Annotated in this window: 16 protein-coding genes; 7 read left to right on the top strand and 9 right to left on the bottom strand. The window is 72.5% G+C overall.

The features are described 5' to 3' along the window. Positions 1–24: 24 nt before the first annotated feature. Together FLP23_RS03330 and FLP23_RS03325 are read right to left on the bottom strand one after the other, a co-directional pair. Positions 25–972 carry a GlxA family transcriptional regulator gene (locus FLP23_RS03330; protein ID WP_149324563.1) on the bottom strand — a complete coding sequence of 316 codons (948 nt, stop codon included), beginning with the start codon at positions 970–972 and terminating at the stop codon, positions 25–27. A gap of 103 nt (positions 973–1,075) precedes the next feature. Further along, positions 1,076–1,492, bottom strand: coding sequence for a hypothetical protein (locus FLP23_RS03325; RefSeq protein WP_149324562.1), 417 nt, complete (start codon positions 1,490–1,492; stop codon positions 1,076–1,078). A gap of 52 nt (positions 1,493–1,544) precedes the next feature. On the opposite strand from FLP23_RS03325, the gene FLP23_RS03320 reads away from it, so the two are divergent. After that, positions 1,545–2,090: a PadR family transcriptional regulator gene (locus FLP23_RS03320; RefSeq protein ID WP_149324561.1), complete on the top strand. Its 546-nt coding sequence runs from the start codon at positions 1,545–1,547 to the stop codon at positions 2,088–2,090. A gap of 54 nt (positions 2,091–2,144) precedes the next feature. Here the strand turns inward: FLP23_RS03320 and FLP23_RS03315 are convergent, their stop codons facing one another. Together FLP23_RS03315 and FLP23_RS03310 are read right to left on the bottom strand one after the other, a co-directional pair. After that, positions 2,145–2,717, bottom strand: a complete 573-nt coding sequence (locus tag FLP23_RS03315) for an RBBP9/YdeN family alpha/beta hydrolase (protein WP_149324560.1) — start codon at positions 2,715–2,717, stop codon at positions 2,145–2,147. A gap of 38 nt (positions 2,718–2,755) precedes the next feature. Continuing rightward, entirely contained in the window at positions 2,756–3,871 is a 1,116-nt protein-coding gene (locus FLP23_RS03310) for a hypothetical protein (protein WP_149324559.1), read from the bottom strand. A gap of 134 nt (positions 3,872–4,005) precedes the next feature. Here FLP23_RS03310 and purL point away from each other — a divergent pair, with 134 nt between their 5' ends. Next, positions 4,006–6,297 (top strand): phosphoribosylformylglycinamidine synthase subunit PurL, encoded by a 2,292-nt coding sequence (gene purL, locus FLP23_RS03305; protein WP_149324558.1) that lies wholly within the window; start codon positions 4,006–4,008, stop codon positions 6,295–6,297. A gap of 96 nt (positions 6,298–6,393) precedes the next feature. Here purL and FLP23_RS03300 read toward each other — a convergent pair whose 3' ends face one another. From FLP23_RS03300 to FLP23_RS03290, 3 genes are read right to left on the bottom strand one after another with little or no spacing between them, the layout of a single operon-like run. Then, on the bottom strand, positions 6,394–7,314 hold the full coding sequence (locus FLP23_RS03300) for an SDR family NAD(P)-dependent oxidoreductase (RefSeq protein WP_168200362.1): 921 nt from the start codon (positions 7,312–7,314) through the stop codon (positions 6,394–6,396). Then, positions 7,311–7,637, bottom strand: coding sequence for a chorismate mutase (locus FLP23_RS03295; protein ID WP_149324556.1), 327 nt, complete (start codon positions 7,635–7,637; stop codon positions 7,311–7,313). Before FLP23_RS03295 ends, FLP23_RS03300 begins: the two co-directional genes overlap by 4 nt. Then, complete coding sequence (locus FLP23_RS03290; RefSeq protein WP_149324555.1) at positions 7,634–8,269, bottom strand: GNAT family N-acetyltransferase; 636 nt, start codon at positions 8,267–8,269, stop codon at positions 7,634–7,636. The genes FLP23_RS03295 and FLP23_RS03290 overlap by 4 nt, the downstream gene beginning before the upstream one ends. Before the next feature lie 118 nt (positions 8,270–8,387). On the opposite strand from FLP23_RS03290, the gene FLP23_RS03285 reads away from it, so the two are divergent. Next, positions 8,388–8,606, top strand: coding sequence for an Rv0909 family putative TA system antitoxin (locus FLP23_RS03285; RefSeq protein ID WP_149324554.1), 219 nt, complete (start codon positions 8,388–8,390; stop codon positions 8,604–8,606). 39 nt (positions 8,607–8,645) lie between these two features. Here FLP23_RS03285 and FLP23_RS03280 read toward each other — a convergent pair whose 3' ends face one another. Continuing rightward, positions 8,646–9,932 carry an adenylosuccinate synthase gene (locus FLP23_RS03280; RefSeq protein WP_149324553.1) on the bottom strand — a complete coding sequence of 429 codons (1,287 nt, stop codon included), beginning with the start codon at positions 9,930–9,932 and terminating at the stop codon, positions 8,646–8,648. Positions 9,933–10,134: 202 nt separating this feature from the next. Between FLP23_RS03280 and FLP23_RS03275 the strand changes: the two genes are divergently transcribed. The 3 genes from FLP23_RS03275 to FLP23_RS03265 are packed head-to-tail and all read left to right on the top strand — an operon-like array spanning position 10,135 to position 13,108. Next, positions 10,135–10,770 carry a TetR/AcrR family transcriptional regulator gene (locus FLP23_RS03275; RefSeq protein WP_149324552.1) on the top strand — a complete coding sequence of 212 codons (636 nt, stop codon included), beginning with the start codon at positions 10,135–10,137 and terminating at the stop codon, positions 10,768–10,770. Continuing rightward, on the top strand, positions 10,767–11,384 hold the full coding sequence (locus tag FLP23_RS03270; protein ID WP_149324551.1) for a P-loop NTPase family protein: 618 nt from the start codon (positions 10,767–10,769) through the stop codon (positions 11,382–11,384). The genes FLP23_RS03275 and FLP23_RS03270 overlap by 4 nt, the downstream gene beginning before the upstream one ends. Beyond that, positions 11,381–13,108 (top strand): YhgE/Pip domain-containing protein, encoded by a 1,728-nt coding sequence (locus tag FLP23_RS03265; RefSeq protein ID WP_149324550.1) that lies wholly within the window; start codon positions 11,381–11,383, stop codon positions 13,106–13,108. Before FLP23_RS03270 ends, FLP23_RS03265 begins: the two co-directional genes overlap by 4 nt. Positions 13,109–13,197: 89 nt before the next feature. Here FLP23_RS03265 and FLP23_RS03260 read toward each other — a convergent pair whose 3' ends face one another. Beyond that, positions 13,198–13,818, bottom strand: a complete 621-nt coding sequence (locus FLP23_RS03260) for a TrmH family RNA methyltransferase (RefSeq protein WP_246140041.1) — start codon at positions 13,816–13,818, stop codon at positions 13,198–13,200. Positions 13,819–13,947: 129 nt separating this feature from the next. Here FLP23_RS03260 and FLP23_RS03255 point away from each other — a divergent pair, with 129 nt between their 5' ends. Then, positions 13,948–14,856 (top strand): DNA-methyltransferase, encoded by a 909-nt coding sequence (locus FLP23_RS03255; protein WP_149324548.1) that lies wholly within the window; start codon positions 13,948–13,950, stop codon positions 14,854–14,856. Positions 14,857–15,004 lie beyond the last annotated feature (148 nt).

The raw sequence follows: 15,004 nt of genomic DNA, 5'->3' as shown, positions 1-15,004 counted from the left end.
GTGTCCGGCGGTCGCGACCGCCGGCTACGCGGGGACGCGGGCGAAGATGTGCCGGTACTCGCTCGGGCTCGTGCCGAGGATGCGGTGGAAGTGCAGTCGCAGATTGGCCCCCGTGCCGAGCCCCACCTCGGCGGCGATCTGCTCCACGCCGAGCTCGGTGCGCTCCAGCAGCTCCCGCGCCAGATCCACCCGGGCGCGCAGCATCCACTGCAGCGGCGTGTATCCGGTGTCCTCGACGAAACGGCGCGAGAAGGTGCGGGCGGAGACGTTCGCGTGGCGAGCCAGCTCGCTGACCGTGAGCGGCTCGGCGAGGTGCTCGATCGCCCAGGCCCGCGTCGCGGCGAAACGGTCGCCGAGCTCCTGCGGCACCGAGCGCGGCACGTACTGCGATTGGCCGCCGCTGCGGTAGGGCGCGGCGACGAGCCGACGCGCGGCGACATTCGACATCCGCACGCCGTGGTCGCGGCGGATGAGATGCAGGCAGAGGTCGATGCCGGAGGCGACCCCTGCCGAGGTGAGCAGCTGACCCTCGTCGATGAAGAGCACGCTGCCGTCCACCTCGACCTCGGGATGCAGTCGCGCGAGGTCGGGTGCGTGGCGCCAGTGGGTGGTCGCGCGGCGTCCGTCGAGGAGTCCCGCGGCGGCGACCGCGAACACGCCCGTGCAGATGGCGGCGATGCGGGCACCGCGGGCCGCGGCGGCGCGCAGGGCCTCGAGTGCTCGCGGGTCGACGGGGCGCACCGGGTCGCGGTAGCCGGGCACGATCACGGTGTCGGCGGTCGCGAGCGCCTCCACCCCGTGCTCGACGGCGTAGGAGAGGCCCTCGCCGGAGCGCACGATGCCGGGCTCGACGCCGCACATGAGCACGTCGTAGGGCAGCTCGTCTCGCGACTGGAAGGTCTGCGCGGGGATCCCGACGTCGAGCGGTTGCGCCCCGTCGAGCACGAGCACGACGACCCGATGCCGCCGCATGTCCCCTCCGTTCCGGTCGCGCGCGCGACCCCGCCCAGATTCCCGGATGCGGATGGCGGCCGACAGTGGCGCGAACGCCATCCATCGCAAGATTACCGCCAACTCATCGGTGCGACGCCGCGAGGGCGACGGTCGTCGTGGACGCGAGCAGCACGATCGCGACCGGCAGCCAGATCGCCCGCTCGAGGGCCGAGGGGGTGATGGCGTTCATGACGACCGCGATCGCCGCGAGCCCCACGACGACCCAGATCACGACCGGGAGCCAGGAGCTCGGCACCGGCGCCCACACCTCGAATCCGGCGCGGCGAAGCACCGCGAGCGTGACACCCGTCCAGATCACCGCGGCGACGGCGCTCGTGACGCGCAACGGCACGGAGAGCTCGGCGGTCTGGCCGCCGTATGCGGCGCGCCCCCACGGCGCCCCGAGCGCGAGGGCGAGCTGGAACAGCACGAGCCCCGCGAACAGCACGGCGGCGGCGATCGCGGCGATGCGTGCGATCAGGGCGGGGTCGATCGACATCCGATTCCTCTCTGAGAGATATATCAATATGTCTAGCAGATATACTCGCTCCATGCCACGCGCCACCCAGACCGACCTCGCGGTGCTCGCCGCACTGAGCGTCGCGCCGATGACCGGCTACGCCGTGCGCGACGCCATCCGCACGCACCTCGGCTCCTTCTGGAACGAGAGCTTCGGGCAGATCTACCCCGCGCTCGCGCGCCTGCGCACGGAGGGACTCGTCGAGGTGGATGCGGGCGAGCGCACCGGGTCGAGCGTGCATCGGCTCACCGCGGCCGGGCGGGCGCGGCTCGTCGAACTCATGCGCGAACCCGCCGTCATGACACCGCCGCGCAACGGGATGCTGCTGCGGCTGTTCTTCGGCGACGTGATCGGGGCGGAGGCGTGCCGGGCGCTCGTGGGGGAGGCGCGGGAGCAGGCGGTCGCCCAGCTCGCGGCGCTCGCGGCGGCCCGACGCGAGACCGAGGCGGAGCCGGCCGAGCTCCCCCAGCGCGCCTACTGGCTCATGACGATCTCGGCGGGCGAGCACACCGCTCGCGCCTCGATCGCCTGGGCCGACGAGACCCTCGCGGCCCTCACCGCGCTCACGGCTCCGTGAGAGTACGCACTTCGGGGCGCGACACGCCGTCGCGAGGCCCCGAAGTGCGTACTCTCACGGAGCCGTCTGGCGCAGCCAGGCGGCGAGCGGGGGGAGGGTCGTGACGCCCTGCGACTCGCAGAAATGGGCCGCACCGGGCACCACCACGAGCTCGGCGTCGAGCCCCGCGGCGACCGGCGGGGTCAGCGCGATCGGCACCTCGGGGTCGTCGTCGGAACGCAGCACGAGGCGCCGGTCGATGCGTGCCGCGAGGCCCGGCAGGCTCGGCAGGCCTCGGGTGAACGGGTCGAGCTCGGGGTAGATCGGCACCGGATCGACGAAGGACGCGACGAGGGCGAGGGCGCCGAGGCGCGCATCCGGCTGCTCGGCGACCACGCGGCCGAGAGCTCGGATGGCGGTGATCGTGCCGAGGCTGTGGCCGACCACCGCGGTGTGCGCATCGATGCGGCCGATCGCCGCGACCGCGGCATCCGTCCAGGCGGCGGCATCCGGATGCTCGGTATCGGGCAGAGCGGGAACCTCGGTGACGACGCCGAGCGGGGCGAGCTGCTCCCGCAGCCAGCCGAACCAGTGCTTGCCGGGATGGGCGGTGTAGCCGTGCAGGATCACGACGCGGCGCAGGGGCATGGCTCCATGCTGCCTCCTGCCGCTCGACCCCGCCGCCGTCAGTGCGTCAGGCGCCGACGAGATCCCGCCAACAGCAGCCCGCCGAGCGCGAGCAGCGGGATGGCGACGGCGAGCGAGCCGAGTTCGGCACCCGTGTCGGCGAGGGCCGGACGCGGCGCCGGGGCGGCCGCAACGGGTTGCGTGTAGCGGAGCGTGACCGAACCCGCCGTGGAGGGTGTCGCCACCCGGGCGAGCGGCGCCACCGCGGAGGCGACCGTCGCATCCGCGAAGCTCGCGCCGCCGCCACCCGCGGCCGCTGCCACGAGGTAGCCGCTGCCGCGTCCGTTCTCTCCGGGCGCGCCCGCCCCGCCCGGACCTCCGGGATCGGAGAAGGTACCCACCGAACCGGTGGCGGCATTCGAGCCGTTTGCCGACGCCGCGGTCGCCACCGTCAAGATCGTGCCGTCGAAGACCGGTGCGGGCGAGACCGGCGCGGGCGTGAAGGCGTCGCCCGGTGCCGCCGCGTCCGCCGCGGCGCCGCCTCCCGCCCCGCCCGCCACGAGCACCGGCAGCCAGGCGGCCCCATCGCCGAGGAACACGAACGTCCCTCCCGAACCGCCCTCACCGCCGGGCCCCGAGGCACCGCCGACGCCCCCCGTGGTGCCGGGAATACCCAAGACGATGGGCGCGCCACCGTTGCCTCCCCCGCCGCCCGCGCCGCCACTGCCGCCCGCGGAGGCTCCCGGTGCACCTCCGGCGCCACCCGCGGAAGACGCGCCGCCAGCGCCGCCCGCGCCACCCGCCACGAAGGTGCCGGCGATCCCGGGCGCGCCCAAGTTGCTGGAGCTCCCGGGCAGGCCGGGCGTGCCGACGAACACCGCGAGGTCATCGCCGGGGCTCACCGCGAGCACAGCGCTGAATGCGGCGCCGGTGCTCGCCGACGAGTTCGCGCCGTACAGCTCGACCGTCACCGAGGCGACGCCCGCCGGCACCGTCCAGCGATCGAGCGTCGCGGCCGAGGGGGTCGTGAAGGTCACCGTGCACACCCCCGCCGCGCAGCTCTCACTCGATGCCGCGAATGCCGGCACGGGGGCCGCCGCGAGCAGCACTCCCGCCGCGAGGGCAGCGGCACCCGCCGTGCGCAGAGGACGGGCGGGGTAGGCGGCACGCGACACAATGACTCCAGGGTTGGGAAGCAAGCTGCCCTCACCCTAGCCACGAACGTCGGTCCTGGGCGCCACCCCGTTCACGGGCCCCGGTAGACTCGGAGGGCTGCCGCATCCGCCCCGTCTTCAAGGAGCACTCCCCCGTGAGCACCCCCTCGACGCACGTCGTCGACACCGTCGAGAACGCCGCCGCCACCCCCGAACGCGAGCAGCCCTACGCCGCCCTCGGCCTCAAGACCGACGAGTACCTGCGCATCCGCGACATCCTGGGTCGCCGCCCCACGAGCGGCGAGCTCGCCATGTACTCGGTCATGTGGAGCGAGCACTGCTCCTACAAGTCGAGCAAGGTGTGGCTGCGGCAGTTCGGGCAGAAGGTCAGCCCCGAGATGACCAAGAACCTCATGGTCGGCATGGGCGAGAACGCGGGCGTCGTCGACATCGGCGAGGGCTGGGCGGTCACCTTCAAGATCGAGAGCCACAACCACCCGAGCTACGTCGAGCCCTTCCAGGGCGCCGCGACGGGCGTCGGCGGCATCGTGCGCGACATCATCTCGATGGGCGCCCGCCCGGTCGCCGTCATGGACGCCCTCCGCTTCGGCGCCATCGACCACCCCGACACCGCGCGCGTCGTGCCAGGCGTCGTCTCCGGCATCTCGTTCTACGGCAACTGCCTGGGCCTGCCGAACATCGGCGGCGAGACCTGGTTCGACCCCATCTACCAGGCCAACCCGCTCGTCAACGCGCTCGCGGTGGGCGTGCTGCGCCACGAGGACCTGCACCTCGCCAACGCGCGCGGCGTCGGCAACAAGGTCGTGCTGTTCGGCGCGCGGACGGGCGGCGACGGCATCGGCGGGGCATCGATCCTCGCCTCCGAGTCGTTCGACGAGGGCTCCGGACGCAAGCGCCCCGCCGTGCAGGTGGGCGACCCCTTCATGGAGAAGGTGCTCATCGAGTGCTGCCTCGAGCTGTACCGCGGCGGACTCGTCGAGGGCATCCAGGATCTCGGCGCCGCCGGCATCTCCTGCGCCACCTCCGAGCTGGCGAGCAACGGCGACGGCGGCATGCACATCGTGCTCGACGAGGTGCTGCTGCGCGACCCGTCGCTCACCGCCGAGGAGATCCTCATGTCGGAGAGCCAGGAGCGCATGATGGCCGTCGTGCACCCCGACAAGCTCGAGGGCTTCCTCGCGGTGACGGCCAAGTGGGATGTCGAGGCGAGCGTGCTCGGCGAGGTCACCGACTCGGGGCGGCTCGTCATCGACTGGAAGGGCGAGACGATCGTCGACGTCGACCCGCGCACGGTCGCGGTCGACGGGCCCGTGTACGAGCGGCCCGTGGCCTACCCGACGTGGATCGACCATGTGAACGCCGACACGGCATCCGTGCTCGCCCGGCCCACCGATGGCCCCGCGCTCCAGGCGCAGCTGCTACAGCTGCTCGGTTCGGCGAACCTCGCCGACAAGAGCTGGATCACCTCGCAGTACGACAAGTACGTGCTCGGCAACACGGCGCTGTCGTATCCGGATGACGGCGGAATGGTGCGCGTCGACGAGAACTCGGGCCTCGGCTTCGCCCTCGCGACCGACGCCAACGGCCGGTACTGCTACCTCGACCCGTACCAGGGCGCGCAGCTGGCGCTCGCCGAGGCGTACCGCAACGTCGCCGTCACGGGCGCCACCCCGGTGGCGGTCTCCGACTGCCTCAACTTCGGCAGCCCCGAGAACCCCGAGGTCATGTGGCAGTTCTCGAAGGCGGTCGAAGGACTCGCCGACGGCTGCCTGCAGCTCGGCATCCCGGTGACCGGCGGCAACGTGTCGTTCTACAACCAGACCGGCGACGTGCCCATCCATCCGACCCCCGTGGTCGCCGTCATGGGCACCATCGACGACGTCGGCCGCCGCGTGCCCTCCGGCTGGCAGGATGCCGGCGACAACCTCTACCTGCTCGGCACCACCGCGCTCGAGCTCGACGGATCCGCCTGGGCGGGCATCGTGCACGGTCACCTGGGCGGACGCCCGCCGGCTGTCGACCTCGACCGGGAGAAGGATCTCGCCTCGCTGCTCTCGGCGGCGGCCCACGAGGGGCTGCTCAACGCGGCCCACGACCTCGCCGACGGCGGTCTCGCGATCGCGCTCGCCGAGGGCGTGCTGCGCTTCGGCGTCGGCGCGCGGGTGTTCCTCGACGATCTGCTCGAGCGCGACGGTGTGGACGCCGCCACGGCGCTCTTCTCGGAGTCGACCGGCCGCGTGCTCGTCGCCGTGCCGCGTGAGGAGGACGTCAAGTTCACGCGCCTCTGCGAGGGCCGCGGCTACCCCGTGCTGCGCGTCGGCGTCACCGACTCGGAGCCCGCGCTCGAGGTTCAGGGACTCTTCACCGCATCCGTCGCCGACCTCGCCACCACCTTCCGCACCCCCCTCCGCACCCACTTCGCGTGACTGGTTCCGTGGCGCGGCTGGAGCCGTGACCTGGCGGCGGGAGAAACGCCTCCCGCCGTGAGGTCGTAGCTCCAGCTACGCCATGAACCCCCGAAGTCAGAGGGGGAAGCGGATGCCGGACTTCTGCTCGGCGTTGGCCCACAGGGCGGCGCCGAAGGCGGGAGACGCGGAGGAGGCGACCGGGGTGACCGGCACCGGGCGACCCGCGAGCTGACGCGAAGGGCCGAAGAAGGTGCCGCTCGCGGCATCCGGATCGGCGACGGCACGCACCGAGGGCCAGGCACCGCGATCCTTGCCCTGGCCCGCCCATCCCGTGACCGCCTCGAACACCCGCTGCGACCGCGGGTCGCGATCCGTGATCCCGACCCGTTTCGCGGCGTACGCGTTCGTCGCCCAGCCCGGATGCGCGAGCAGCGAGCGGCGCCCGTCACCCGCCGCGGCGAGCCGACGGGCCAGCTCGAGATGGAAGCCCTGCACGGCGTGCTTGGAGAACGCGTAGGCGCGGAACGGCGCATAGCGCCGCTCAGACCACAGGTCGTCGGCCTCGAGCCGCACCATGCGCGTCGAGTCGCTGCCGAGACCCACCACCCGCCCGTCCGCCGCGAGCGCCGGGAACAGCAGGGTCGTGAGGGCGAAATGCCCGAGGAAGTTGCCGCCCACGATCGCCTCGAAGCCGTCCTCGGTCAGCTGCCGCACGCGCGACGGCAGCACACGCCCCGCGTTGTTGACGAGCGCGTGCAGCGGACGGAACGCGGCGAGCTCCTCCGCCGCCTCCCGCACCGAGGCGAGCGAGGCCAGATCCAGCCGCACGTGCGCGAGCTCGGCATCCGGCGCCTGCGCGCGGATCGATCGGATCGCCGCCTCGGCCTTCTCGGCGGACCGCGCCGCGATCACCACGCGCGCCCCCGCCCGCGCGAGCTGCTCGGACGTGAAGTAGCCGATCCCGGCATTGCCGCCGGTGACCACGACGCAGCGCCCGGCGAGCGAAGGAATCGCCCGCGGATCCCAGCCCGTCACGCCGGATCGCCGGCGCTCTTCGCGCCGTTCGCGAGCCGTTCGTGGTGGTGGATGACCTCCGCCACCACGAAGGTGAACCACTTCTCGGCGAACTCGGGGTCGAGGTGCGACTCCGAAGCCAGTGCCCGCAGCCGGGCGACCTGCACGCGCTCGCGATCCGGATCCGAGGCCGGGAGGCCGCTGGATGCCTTCAGCCGCCCCACCTGCTGGGTGAACTTGAACCGCTCCGCGAGCAGGTGGATGAGGGCCGCGTCGATGTTGTCGATCGACTGTCGGATGCCGGCGAGCTCGTCGAGAGGGTCGAGGTGGGCGGCATCCGTCATGATCTGAAGGATACCGGGCGGTCGCCCCAGTCCTGCAGGCGCCGCTCGAGCCCCGCGCGCACCTCGGGCCACTCCTCGGCGAGCACCGAGAAGATCGCGGCATCGCGCCACGACCCGTCCGCGCGACGCTGGTCGCGCCGGGTGATGCCCTCGAAGGAGGCGCCGATCTTCTCGATCGCGGCCCGCGAACGTGCGTTGAGGGCATCCGCCTGCAGCTTCACCCGGCCGAAGCCGTGGTCGAAGGCGAGCCCGAGCAGCAGGAGCTTCGCCTCCACGTTCACCTGGGTGCCCCAGACGCGCGGGTCGTAGGCGGTCCAGCCGATGTGCGCCGACTCGCGCGCCTCGTCGAAGTCGGCGAGGCTCGTGGCGCCCACCACCTCGCCCGTGTGCGGCCCGGCCGCGATGCGCACGACGTAGGTGTTGCCGGTCTCGTGCGGGAAGTAGCGGGGCGCCCACTCCGCGTAGGCCGCCTCGTCGGCGGGCAGCCCGGCGGGACCGCCGCCGTACCCGCCCGCGAACACCTCCGGGTGTCCGAGCGCGCGCCAGAGGGCGGGGAGGTCGTCGAGGGTGAAGGGGTCGAGCCGCACGTAGCGGCCGACCAGGCTTCCCCGTTCGGGGCGTCGTGCGGTCATCCCCCCATCCTGACAGGCGATCCTGCAGCCGCTTCGGCAACGGGGTACCGCGCGGCGGGCGACGAGCCTACGATGCCCCCAGGAGCGACAGCCGTCGCCCCCGAGGGAAGGAACGACGATGAGCGCATTCGAGGATCTGAGCAAGAAGGCCGCCGAATTCATCGACGACAACAAGGACAAGATCGGCGACGCGCTGAAGAGCGAGCAGGCCGAGGAGGTCAGCGACAAGGTGCTCGACGGCGCCGAGAGCCTCGGCGACAAGATCACGGGCGGCAAGTTCGCGGAGCAGCTGAAGGGCGCCCGCGACGCCGCGGACGGCGCCATCGGCAACGAGTGACGGAAAGCGGCCCCGGCCGAGGCCCGCGCGGAGGCGGTCTCAGCCGATCAGGTCGTGGCGCACCACGATGGCGTCACGGCCGGGGCCGACGCCGATCGCCGAGATGCGCGATCCGGACATCCGCTCGAGGGCGAGCGCGTAGTCCTGCGCCGCCTGGGGCAGCTCGGAGAACTCGCGCGCGCCCGTGATGTCCTCGCTCCACCCCGGGAACTCTTCGTAGATCGGTTTCGCGTGGTGGAAGTCGCTCTGGTTGACGGGCACCTCGTCGAAGCGGGTGCCGTCGACGTCGTAGGCGACCGCGACGGGGATGCGCTCGAGGCCGGTCAGCACGTCGAGCTTGGTGAGCACGAAGTCGGTGACGCCGTTGATGCGGCTCGCGTAGCGGGCGATGGGGGCGTCGTACCAGCCGGTGCGTCGGGGGCGGCCGGTGGTGGTGCCGAACTCGAAGCCGGCGGAGCGCAGGAACTCGCCCGACTCGTCGAAGAGCTCGGTGGGGAACGGTCCCGAGCCGACGCGCGTGGTGTACGCCTTCACGACGGCGATGACGCGGTCGAAGCGGTTGGGGGCGACGCCGGATCCGGTGGCGGCCCCGCCGCTCGTGGCGTTCGAGGAGGTGACGAAGGGGTAGGTGCCGTGGTCGACATCCAGCATGGTCGCCTGGCCGCCTTCGAAGAGCACCGTCTTGCCGGCGTCGAGGGCGCGGTTGAGTTCGAGGCTCGTGTCGGCCACCATCGGGCGCAGCCGTTCGACGTACGACAGCAGGTCGTCGACGACCTCGTCGACGGCGATCGCGCGCCGGTTGTAGACCTTCAGCAGCAGGTGGTTCTTCTGGTCGAGGGCGCCCTCGACCTTCTGACGCAGGATGTTCTCGTCGAAGAGGTCCTGCATCCGGATGCCGACTCGGTTGATCTTGTCGGCGTACGCGGGGCCGATTCCGCGGCCGGTGGTGCCGATCTGGCGCTTGCCGAGGAAGCGCTCCGTGACGCGGTCGAGGGTGCGGTGGTACGCGGTGATGACGTGCGCGTTGGCCGAGATGAGCAGCTTCGAGACGTCGACGCCGCGGGCGCTGAGCGCCTCCAGCTCCGAGAACAGCACCTCGATGTCGACGACGACGCCGTTAGCGATGACGGGTACGACGCCGGGGCTCAGGATGCCGGAGGGCAGCAGGTGCAGCGCGTACTTCTGGTCGCCGACGACGACGGTGTGGCCGGCGTTGTTGCCGCCGTTGAACTTGACGACGTAGTCGACGCGGTCGCCGAGCAGGTCGGTCGCCTTGCCTTTGCCTTCGTCGCCCCACTGGGCACCGATGAGCACGATCGCGGGCATAGCGTCTCCCTTTGTTCGACGGGGGATTACACCCCAGCCTATCGGCTCCCCGATCTCCGCGAGAGTACGTACTTCTGGGGTCGAAACGCCGCCCGGGGGCGCAGAAGTACGTACTTTCGGGGAGAAAGGGGAGAGGGAGCCGGGGATGCCGGGGCGCGAATAATGTGCACACAGATGTGCAAGTTAGGCGTACGATGAGGGCATGACCTTGATCGAGAGCGGCGCGCCCACCCGGACGAGGCGCCGCGACGCCGAAGAGAACCGCCTCGCCCTCCTCGCGGCCGCCGGCGTCGTGCTCAACCGCGACCCCGACGCCTCGCTCGACGCGATCGCCGCCGAAGCCGGCCTCAGCCGTCGCGCGGTCTACGGCCACTTCGCCACCCGCGACGAGCTCGTGCGCTCGCTGCTCGCCCACGGCGCCAGCCGCGTGCTGGCGGCCGTCGACGACGTGGAGCACCCCGAGCCGCTCGTGCGACTCGCCCTCATCGGCGTGCGCCTCTGGCGCGAGGTGGAAGCGGTGCGCGTGATGGCCCAGTTCGCGGTGCGCGGCCCGCACCAGCACGAACTCGCCCTCGCCCTCGAACCGCTGCGGGACCGGGTGCGACGCACCGTCGACGAGGGCATCGCCGCCAGCACGGTGCGCTCCGACATCCCGCCCGCCCTGCTCGCCCGCCTCATCGAAGGCGCGGCGCTCACCGTGCTCGACGAGGCCGCGCGCACCCCGCTCGACGGCGCGCTCGGCGAGCGTCTCGTCGCGCTCTCGGTGCTCGCGATCGCCGGGCTCGACGCCGCGAGCGCGAGCGCCCTCATCGCCCGGATCCCGGAGCTGAGCGCGTGAGGATCGAACTCTCCGGCGTCGCGAAAGGCCGCGACGGCGCCGCCCTCCCCGCCACGAGCCTCGAACTCGCGAGCGGACGCCTCGCCCTCATCGAGGCCGAGACCGCCGAGCGCCCCACCGTGCTGGGCCTCATCGCGACCGGTCGCATGCGGCCCGACCGCGGCACCGTCCGCATCGACGGACGCGCGGATGCCGCCCGCATCCGCCGCGAGGTCGCGCTCGTCGACGCGCCGAGCGTGAGCGAACCGCCCCCCGGTGTGACGCTGCTCGCGGTCGCGACCGAGGAGCTCATGTTCGCGGGGCGCCCGTCCACGCGAGCCGCCGCCCGGCGGGTGCTCGAGAGCCTCGGCGCACCCGGCGCCGCCGACACGCGCTTGGCCGACCTCCATCCCGCCACCCGGGTGCGCATCCTGAGCGAGCTCGCCCTGCTGCGTCCCGGCGTGCAGGGCCTCGTCGTCGTCTCCCCCGACCGGCACGGGGGCGAGGCCGCGCGATGGCATCGAGCCCTCGCGGCGATCGCCGAGCGCGACGTGGCCGTGCTCGCCATCATCGGCCGACCCGCGATGAGTGCGCTGACCCTCCGCGACACCCCGGCCGGGAGGGATGCCGCGTGAAGATCCCCGCCATGATCCAGGCCGAGTTCCGTCGTCTCACCGCCACCCCGATGGCGCTCGTCGCACTCCTCGCGCTGTGCACCGTCCCCGTGCTCTACGGGGGCCTCTACCTGTGGGCCAACCAGGACCCGGACGCGCACTTCGACCGGATCCCGGTCGCGCTCGTCATGCAGGATGCCGGCGGCGAGCGCGACGGCGAGCACGTGGTCGTGGGCCGCGAGGTCGCCGACGAGCTGCTCGACGACGGCACCTTCGACTGGCGGGAGGTGAGCGCCGCCGACGCCGCCTCCGGGCTCGCCGCCTCGCGCTACGACTTCGCGGTGACGATCCCGCAGGACTTCACCGCCTCCCTGCTCTCCGCAGCGGACGACGCACCCCACCCGGCCCGACTCGAGCTCGCCACCAACGACGCGGGCAGCTACCTCGCGACCACGATCGGCAACCAGGCAGCCGAGACCGTGCTCGGCTCGGTGACCCGCCAGGTGACCGAGCAGGCGGTGCGGCAACTGCTCGACGGCGTGGCCGACATCCGGGTGGGCATGGCGGATGCCGCCTCCGGGGCCGTGCGACTCGCCGACGGCACCGCGGATGCGGCGTCGGGGGCCACGAGCCTCGCCGACGGCACGAGCACGCTCGCCGCGGGAGCCGCCCAGGTGGCCGACGGCAACGCCGCGCTCGCGGCGCAGGCCGACCGGCTCGCCGCCGCCGAGCACCAGGTGTACGCGAGCCTGCCGCGGGCACGCGCCGACATCGCCGCGCAGCTGGCCGCCGCCGGACTCACCCCCGAGCAGGCGGACGCGGTGCTCGCGCGCCTCGATTCGGTCGGCTCGGCGATCGACGACGCCGACGCGACCGTCCGCACGACCGTGGATCGGATCGACCAGCTCGCGGCCGGCGCGCGTCAGGTGGCCGACGGCGCGGCCTCCGCGGCGTCGGGTGCCGCCCAGCTGCGCGACGGGCTCGGCGCCCTCGACACGGGCGCCCGGGAGTTGCGCGACGGGCTCGACGCCGGGCTCGCGCAGCTGCCCGACCAGGACGCCGACGCACGGGCGACGCAGGCCGCGGCACTCGCCGACCCGGTCGCACTCGAGACCTCCAACCTCGCGCAGGCGTCCAACTACGGGGCGGGGCTCGCGCCGTTCTTCGTGTCGCTCGCCGCATGGATCGGCATCTACGCGCTGTTCCTCATCGTGAAGCCCGTATCGCGCCGCGCGATCACGGCGCTGCACTCGCCGATCAAGGTGACGCTCGCCGGCTGGCTCACCCCCGGCATCCTGGGGGTGCTGCAGATGGCGGCGCTGTTCCTGGTGGTGGCCGGCCCGCTCGGCTTCGCCATGGCGGTGCCGTGGGGGGTGTTCGGGATGATGGCGCTCGCCGCGCTGTGCTTCGCGGCGATCATCCTGGCGCTCAACGTGTGGCTCGGGTCGGTGGGCCAGTTCACGGGCCTCGTGCTCATGGTGCTGCAGCTCGTGACGGCGGGCGGGACGTTCCCGTGGCAGACGCTGCCGGAGCCGCTCGCGAGCCTGCACCACGTGCTGCCGATGGGCTACGCGGTGGACGCCATCCGGCAGTTCATGTACGGGGGCGATGTGGGCCGCGCGCTGATCGACGCCCTCGTGCTGGCCGGCTGGACGCTCGTGGCGCTCGGCTTCGCGGCGCTCGGCGTGACCCGCATGACGCACTTCCGCACCCTGCGCGACCTGGAGCCCTCGCTCATCGGCTGAGCCCGCCCCCTCCGCGATCTCCCCGAAAGCACGTACTTCTGGGGTCGACACGCCGCTGGGAGCCCCCGAAGTGCGTACTTTCGGGGACTCTAGGCGTGCTGGCGGATCCAGGAGTGCATGACGATCGCGGCGGCGGCAGCGGCGTTGATCGAGCGCGTCGAGCCGAACTGGCGGATCTGCACGTGGGCGGATGCGGCGGTGAGCGCGGCATCCGTGAGGCCCGGTCCCTCCTGGCCGAACAGCAGGATGCAGCGCTCCGGCATCCGGAACGCATCGAGGTCGACGGCGCCCTCGGTGTTGTCGACGGCCACGATCGGCAGTCCGCGCTCCGCCGCCCACGCGACGAGGTCGTCGATCGTCGGTTGGTGCTCGATGTGCTGGTAGCGGTCGGTCACCATCGCCCCGCGACGGTTCCAGCGCCGACGACCCACGATGTGCACCGCCTCGGCGGCGAAGGCGTTCGCGGTACGCACGATCGAGCCGATGTTGAGGTCGTGCTGCCAGTTCTCGATCGCCACGTGGAACGGGTGCCGGCGCGCGTCGAGGTCGGCCACGATCGCCTCGAGCCGCCAGTAGCGGTAGCGGTCGACTACGTTGCGCGCATCGCCGTTCTCCAGCAGCTCCGGGTCGTACCGCGGGTCGCTCGGCCAGGCCGCGCGCCCGCCCGGCCACGGCCCCACCCCGACGGGTGCGCGGTCCGCTTCCTCCACATCCCGAGCGTAGATCGTGGCGCGGCTGGAGCCGTGCCCTCGCGGCGGGGGAAACGCCTCCCGCCGCGAGGGCACGGCTCCAGCCGCGCCATGAACACCCGAGGCGGTGGGGGCTGTTAAGGTCGGCGCATGTCTGCGGATGCGCGCTGGAGCGCGGGCGCGTGGGACGCCGCGAGCCCGGACACGATCGTGCTCGGCGACAACCTCGCGGTAGCCCGCCACCTGCCCGACGCGAGCTTCCGCCTCATCTACCTCGATCCGCCGTTCAACACCGGGCGCACCCAGCAGCACCAGCGCCTCGAGACCGTGCGCGACCCGGACGGCGACCGCTCCGGCTTCGGCGGCGAGCGCTACCGCTCGGTCACCCGCACCCTCTACGGCTACGACGACCGCTTCGAGGACTACTGGGGCTTCCTCGAGCCACGGCTCGCCGAGGCCTGGCGACTGCTGGATGCCCGCGGCACCCTCTACCTGCACCTCGACTATCGCGAGGCGCACTACGCGAAGGTCGCGCTCGACGCGCTGTTCGGCCGCGACAGCTTCCTCAACGAGCTCATCTGGGCCTACGACTACGGCGGCAAGACCAACCGCCGCTGGCCGGCGAAGCACGACACGATCCTCGTGTACGTGAAGGATCCGCTCGCCTACTACTTCGACAACGCATCCGTCGACCGCGAGCCGTACATGGCGCCCGGCCTCGTCACGCCCGAGAAGGTGCAACGCGGCAAGCTGCCGACCGACGTGTGGTGGCACACGATCGTCGCCACCAACGGCTCGGAGCGCACCGGATACCCCACCCAGAAGCCCGAAGGCATCCTGCGGCGCATCGTGCAGGCATCCTCGGCGCCGGGGGATGCCGTGCTCGACCTGTTCGCGGGTTCGGGCACCACGGGCGCCGTCGCCGCAGCCCTCGGCCGCCGCTTCCTGCTCGTCGACCAGAGCCCGGACGCCGTGGACGTCATGCGCGCCCGGCTGCCACGGGCGCGCATCCTCACCGCGTCCACCTCGGGCGGATCCGGTCCAGAAATGCAGGAGTGACGCGCCGCGCCCCCTCAGAAATGCAGGAGAATCTGCCCCGGGCGGATGCTGTGGGCCGAAAACCGGCGGGATGCGGCAGAAGCCTCCTGCATTTCTGGACCGGGCGGGAGGGCGATCCGCCGACGGCTCCTGCATTTCTCACCGGAGC

The sequence above is a fragment of the Protaetiibacter larvae genome (assembly GCF_008365275.1).
In the GTDB taxonomy this organism is placed as follows: domain Bacteria; phylum Actinomycetota; class Actinomycetes; order Actinomycetales; family Microbacteriaceae; genus Homoserinibacter; species Homoserinibacter larvae.
The sequence above is the reverse complement of the archived record's forward strand: the minus strand, read 5'-3'. Positions and strand labels throughout refer to the sequence as shown.

Excerpts from the sequence above, each read along its gene's own strand:
- FLP23_RS03275 (WP_149324552.1), top strand. The coding sequence starts at position 10,135 with ATGACCTTGATCGAGAGCGGCGCGCCCACCCGGACGAGGCGCCGCGAC.
- FLP23_RS03330 (WP_149324563.1), bottom strand. The coding sequence starts at position 972 with ATGCGGCGGCATCGGGTCGTCGTGCTCGTGCTCGACGGGGCGCAACCG.
- FLP23_RS03295 (WP_149324556.1), bottom strand. The coding sequence starts at position 7,637 with ATGACGGATGCCGCCCACCTCGACCCTCTCGACGAGCTCGCCGGCATC.
- FLP23_RS03290 (WP_149324555.1), bottom strand. The coding sequence starts at position 8,269 with ATGACCGCACGACGCCCCGAACGGGGAAGCCTGGTCGGCCGCTACGTG.
- FLP23_RS03255 (WP_149324548.1), top strand. The coding sequence starts at position 13,948 with ATGTCTGCGGATGCGCGCTGGAGCGCGGGCGCGTGGGACGCCGCGAGC.
- FLP23_RS03280 (WP_149324553.1), bottom strand. The coding sequence starts at position 9,932 with ATGCCCGCGATCGTGCTCATCGGTGCCCAGTGGGGCGACGAAGGCAAA.
- FLP23_RS03320 (WP_149324561.1), top strand. The coding sequence starts at position 1,545 with ATGCCACGCGCCACCCAGACCGACCTCGCGGTGCTCGCCGCACTGAGC.
- FLP23_RS03315 (WP_149324560.1), bottom strand. The coding sequence starts at position 2,717 with ATGCCCCTGCGCCGCGTCGTGATCCTGCACGGCTACACCGCCCATCCC.
- FLP23_RS03285 (WP_149324554.1), top strand. The coding sequence starts at position 8,388 with ATGAGCGCATTCGAGGATCTGAGCAAGAAGGCCGCCGAATTCATCGAC.
- FLP23_RS03325 (WP_149324562.1), bottom strand. The coding sequence starts at position 1,492 with ATGTCGATCGACCCCGCCCTGATCGCACGCATCGCCGCGATCGCCGCC.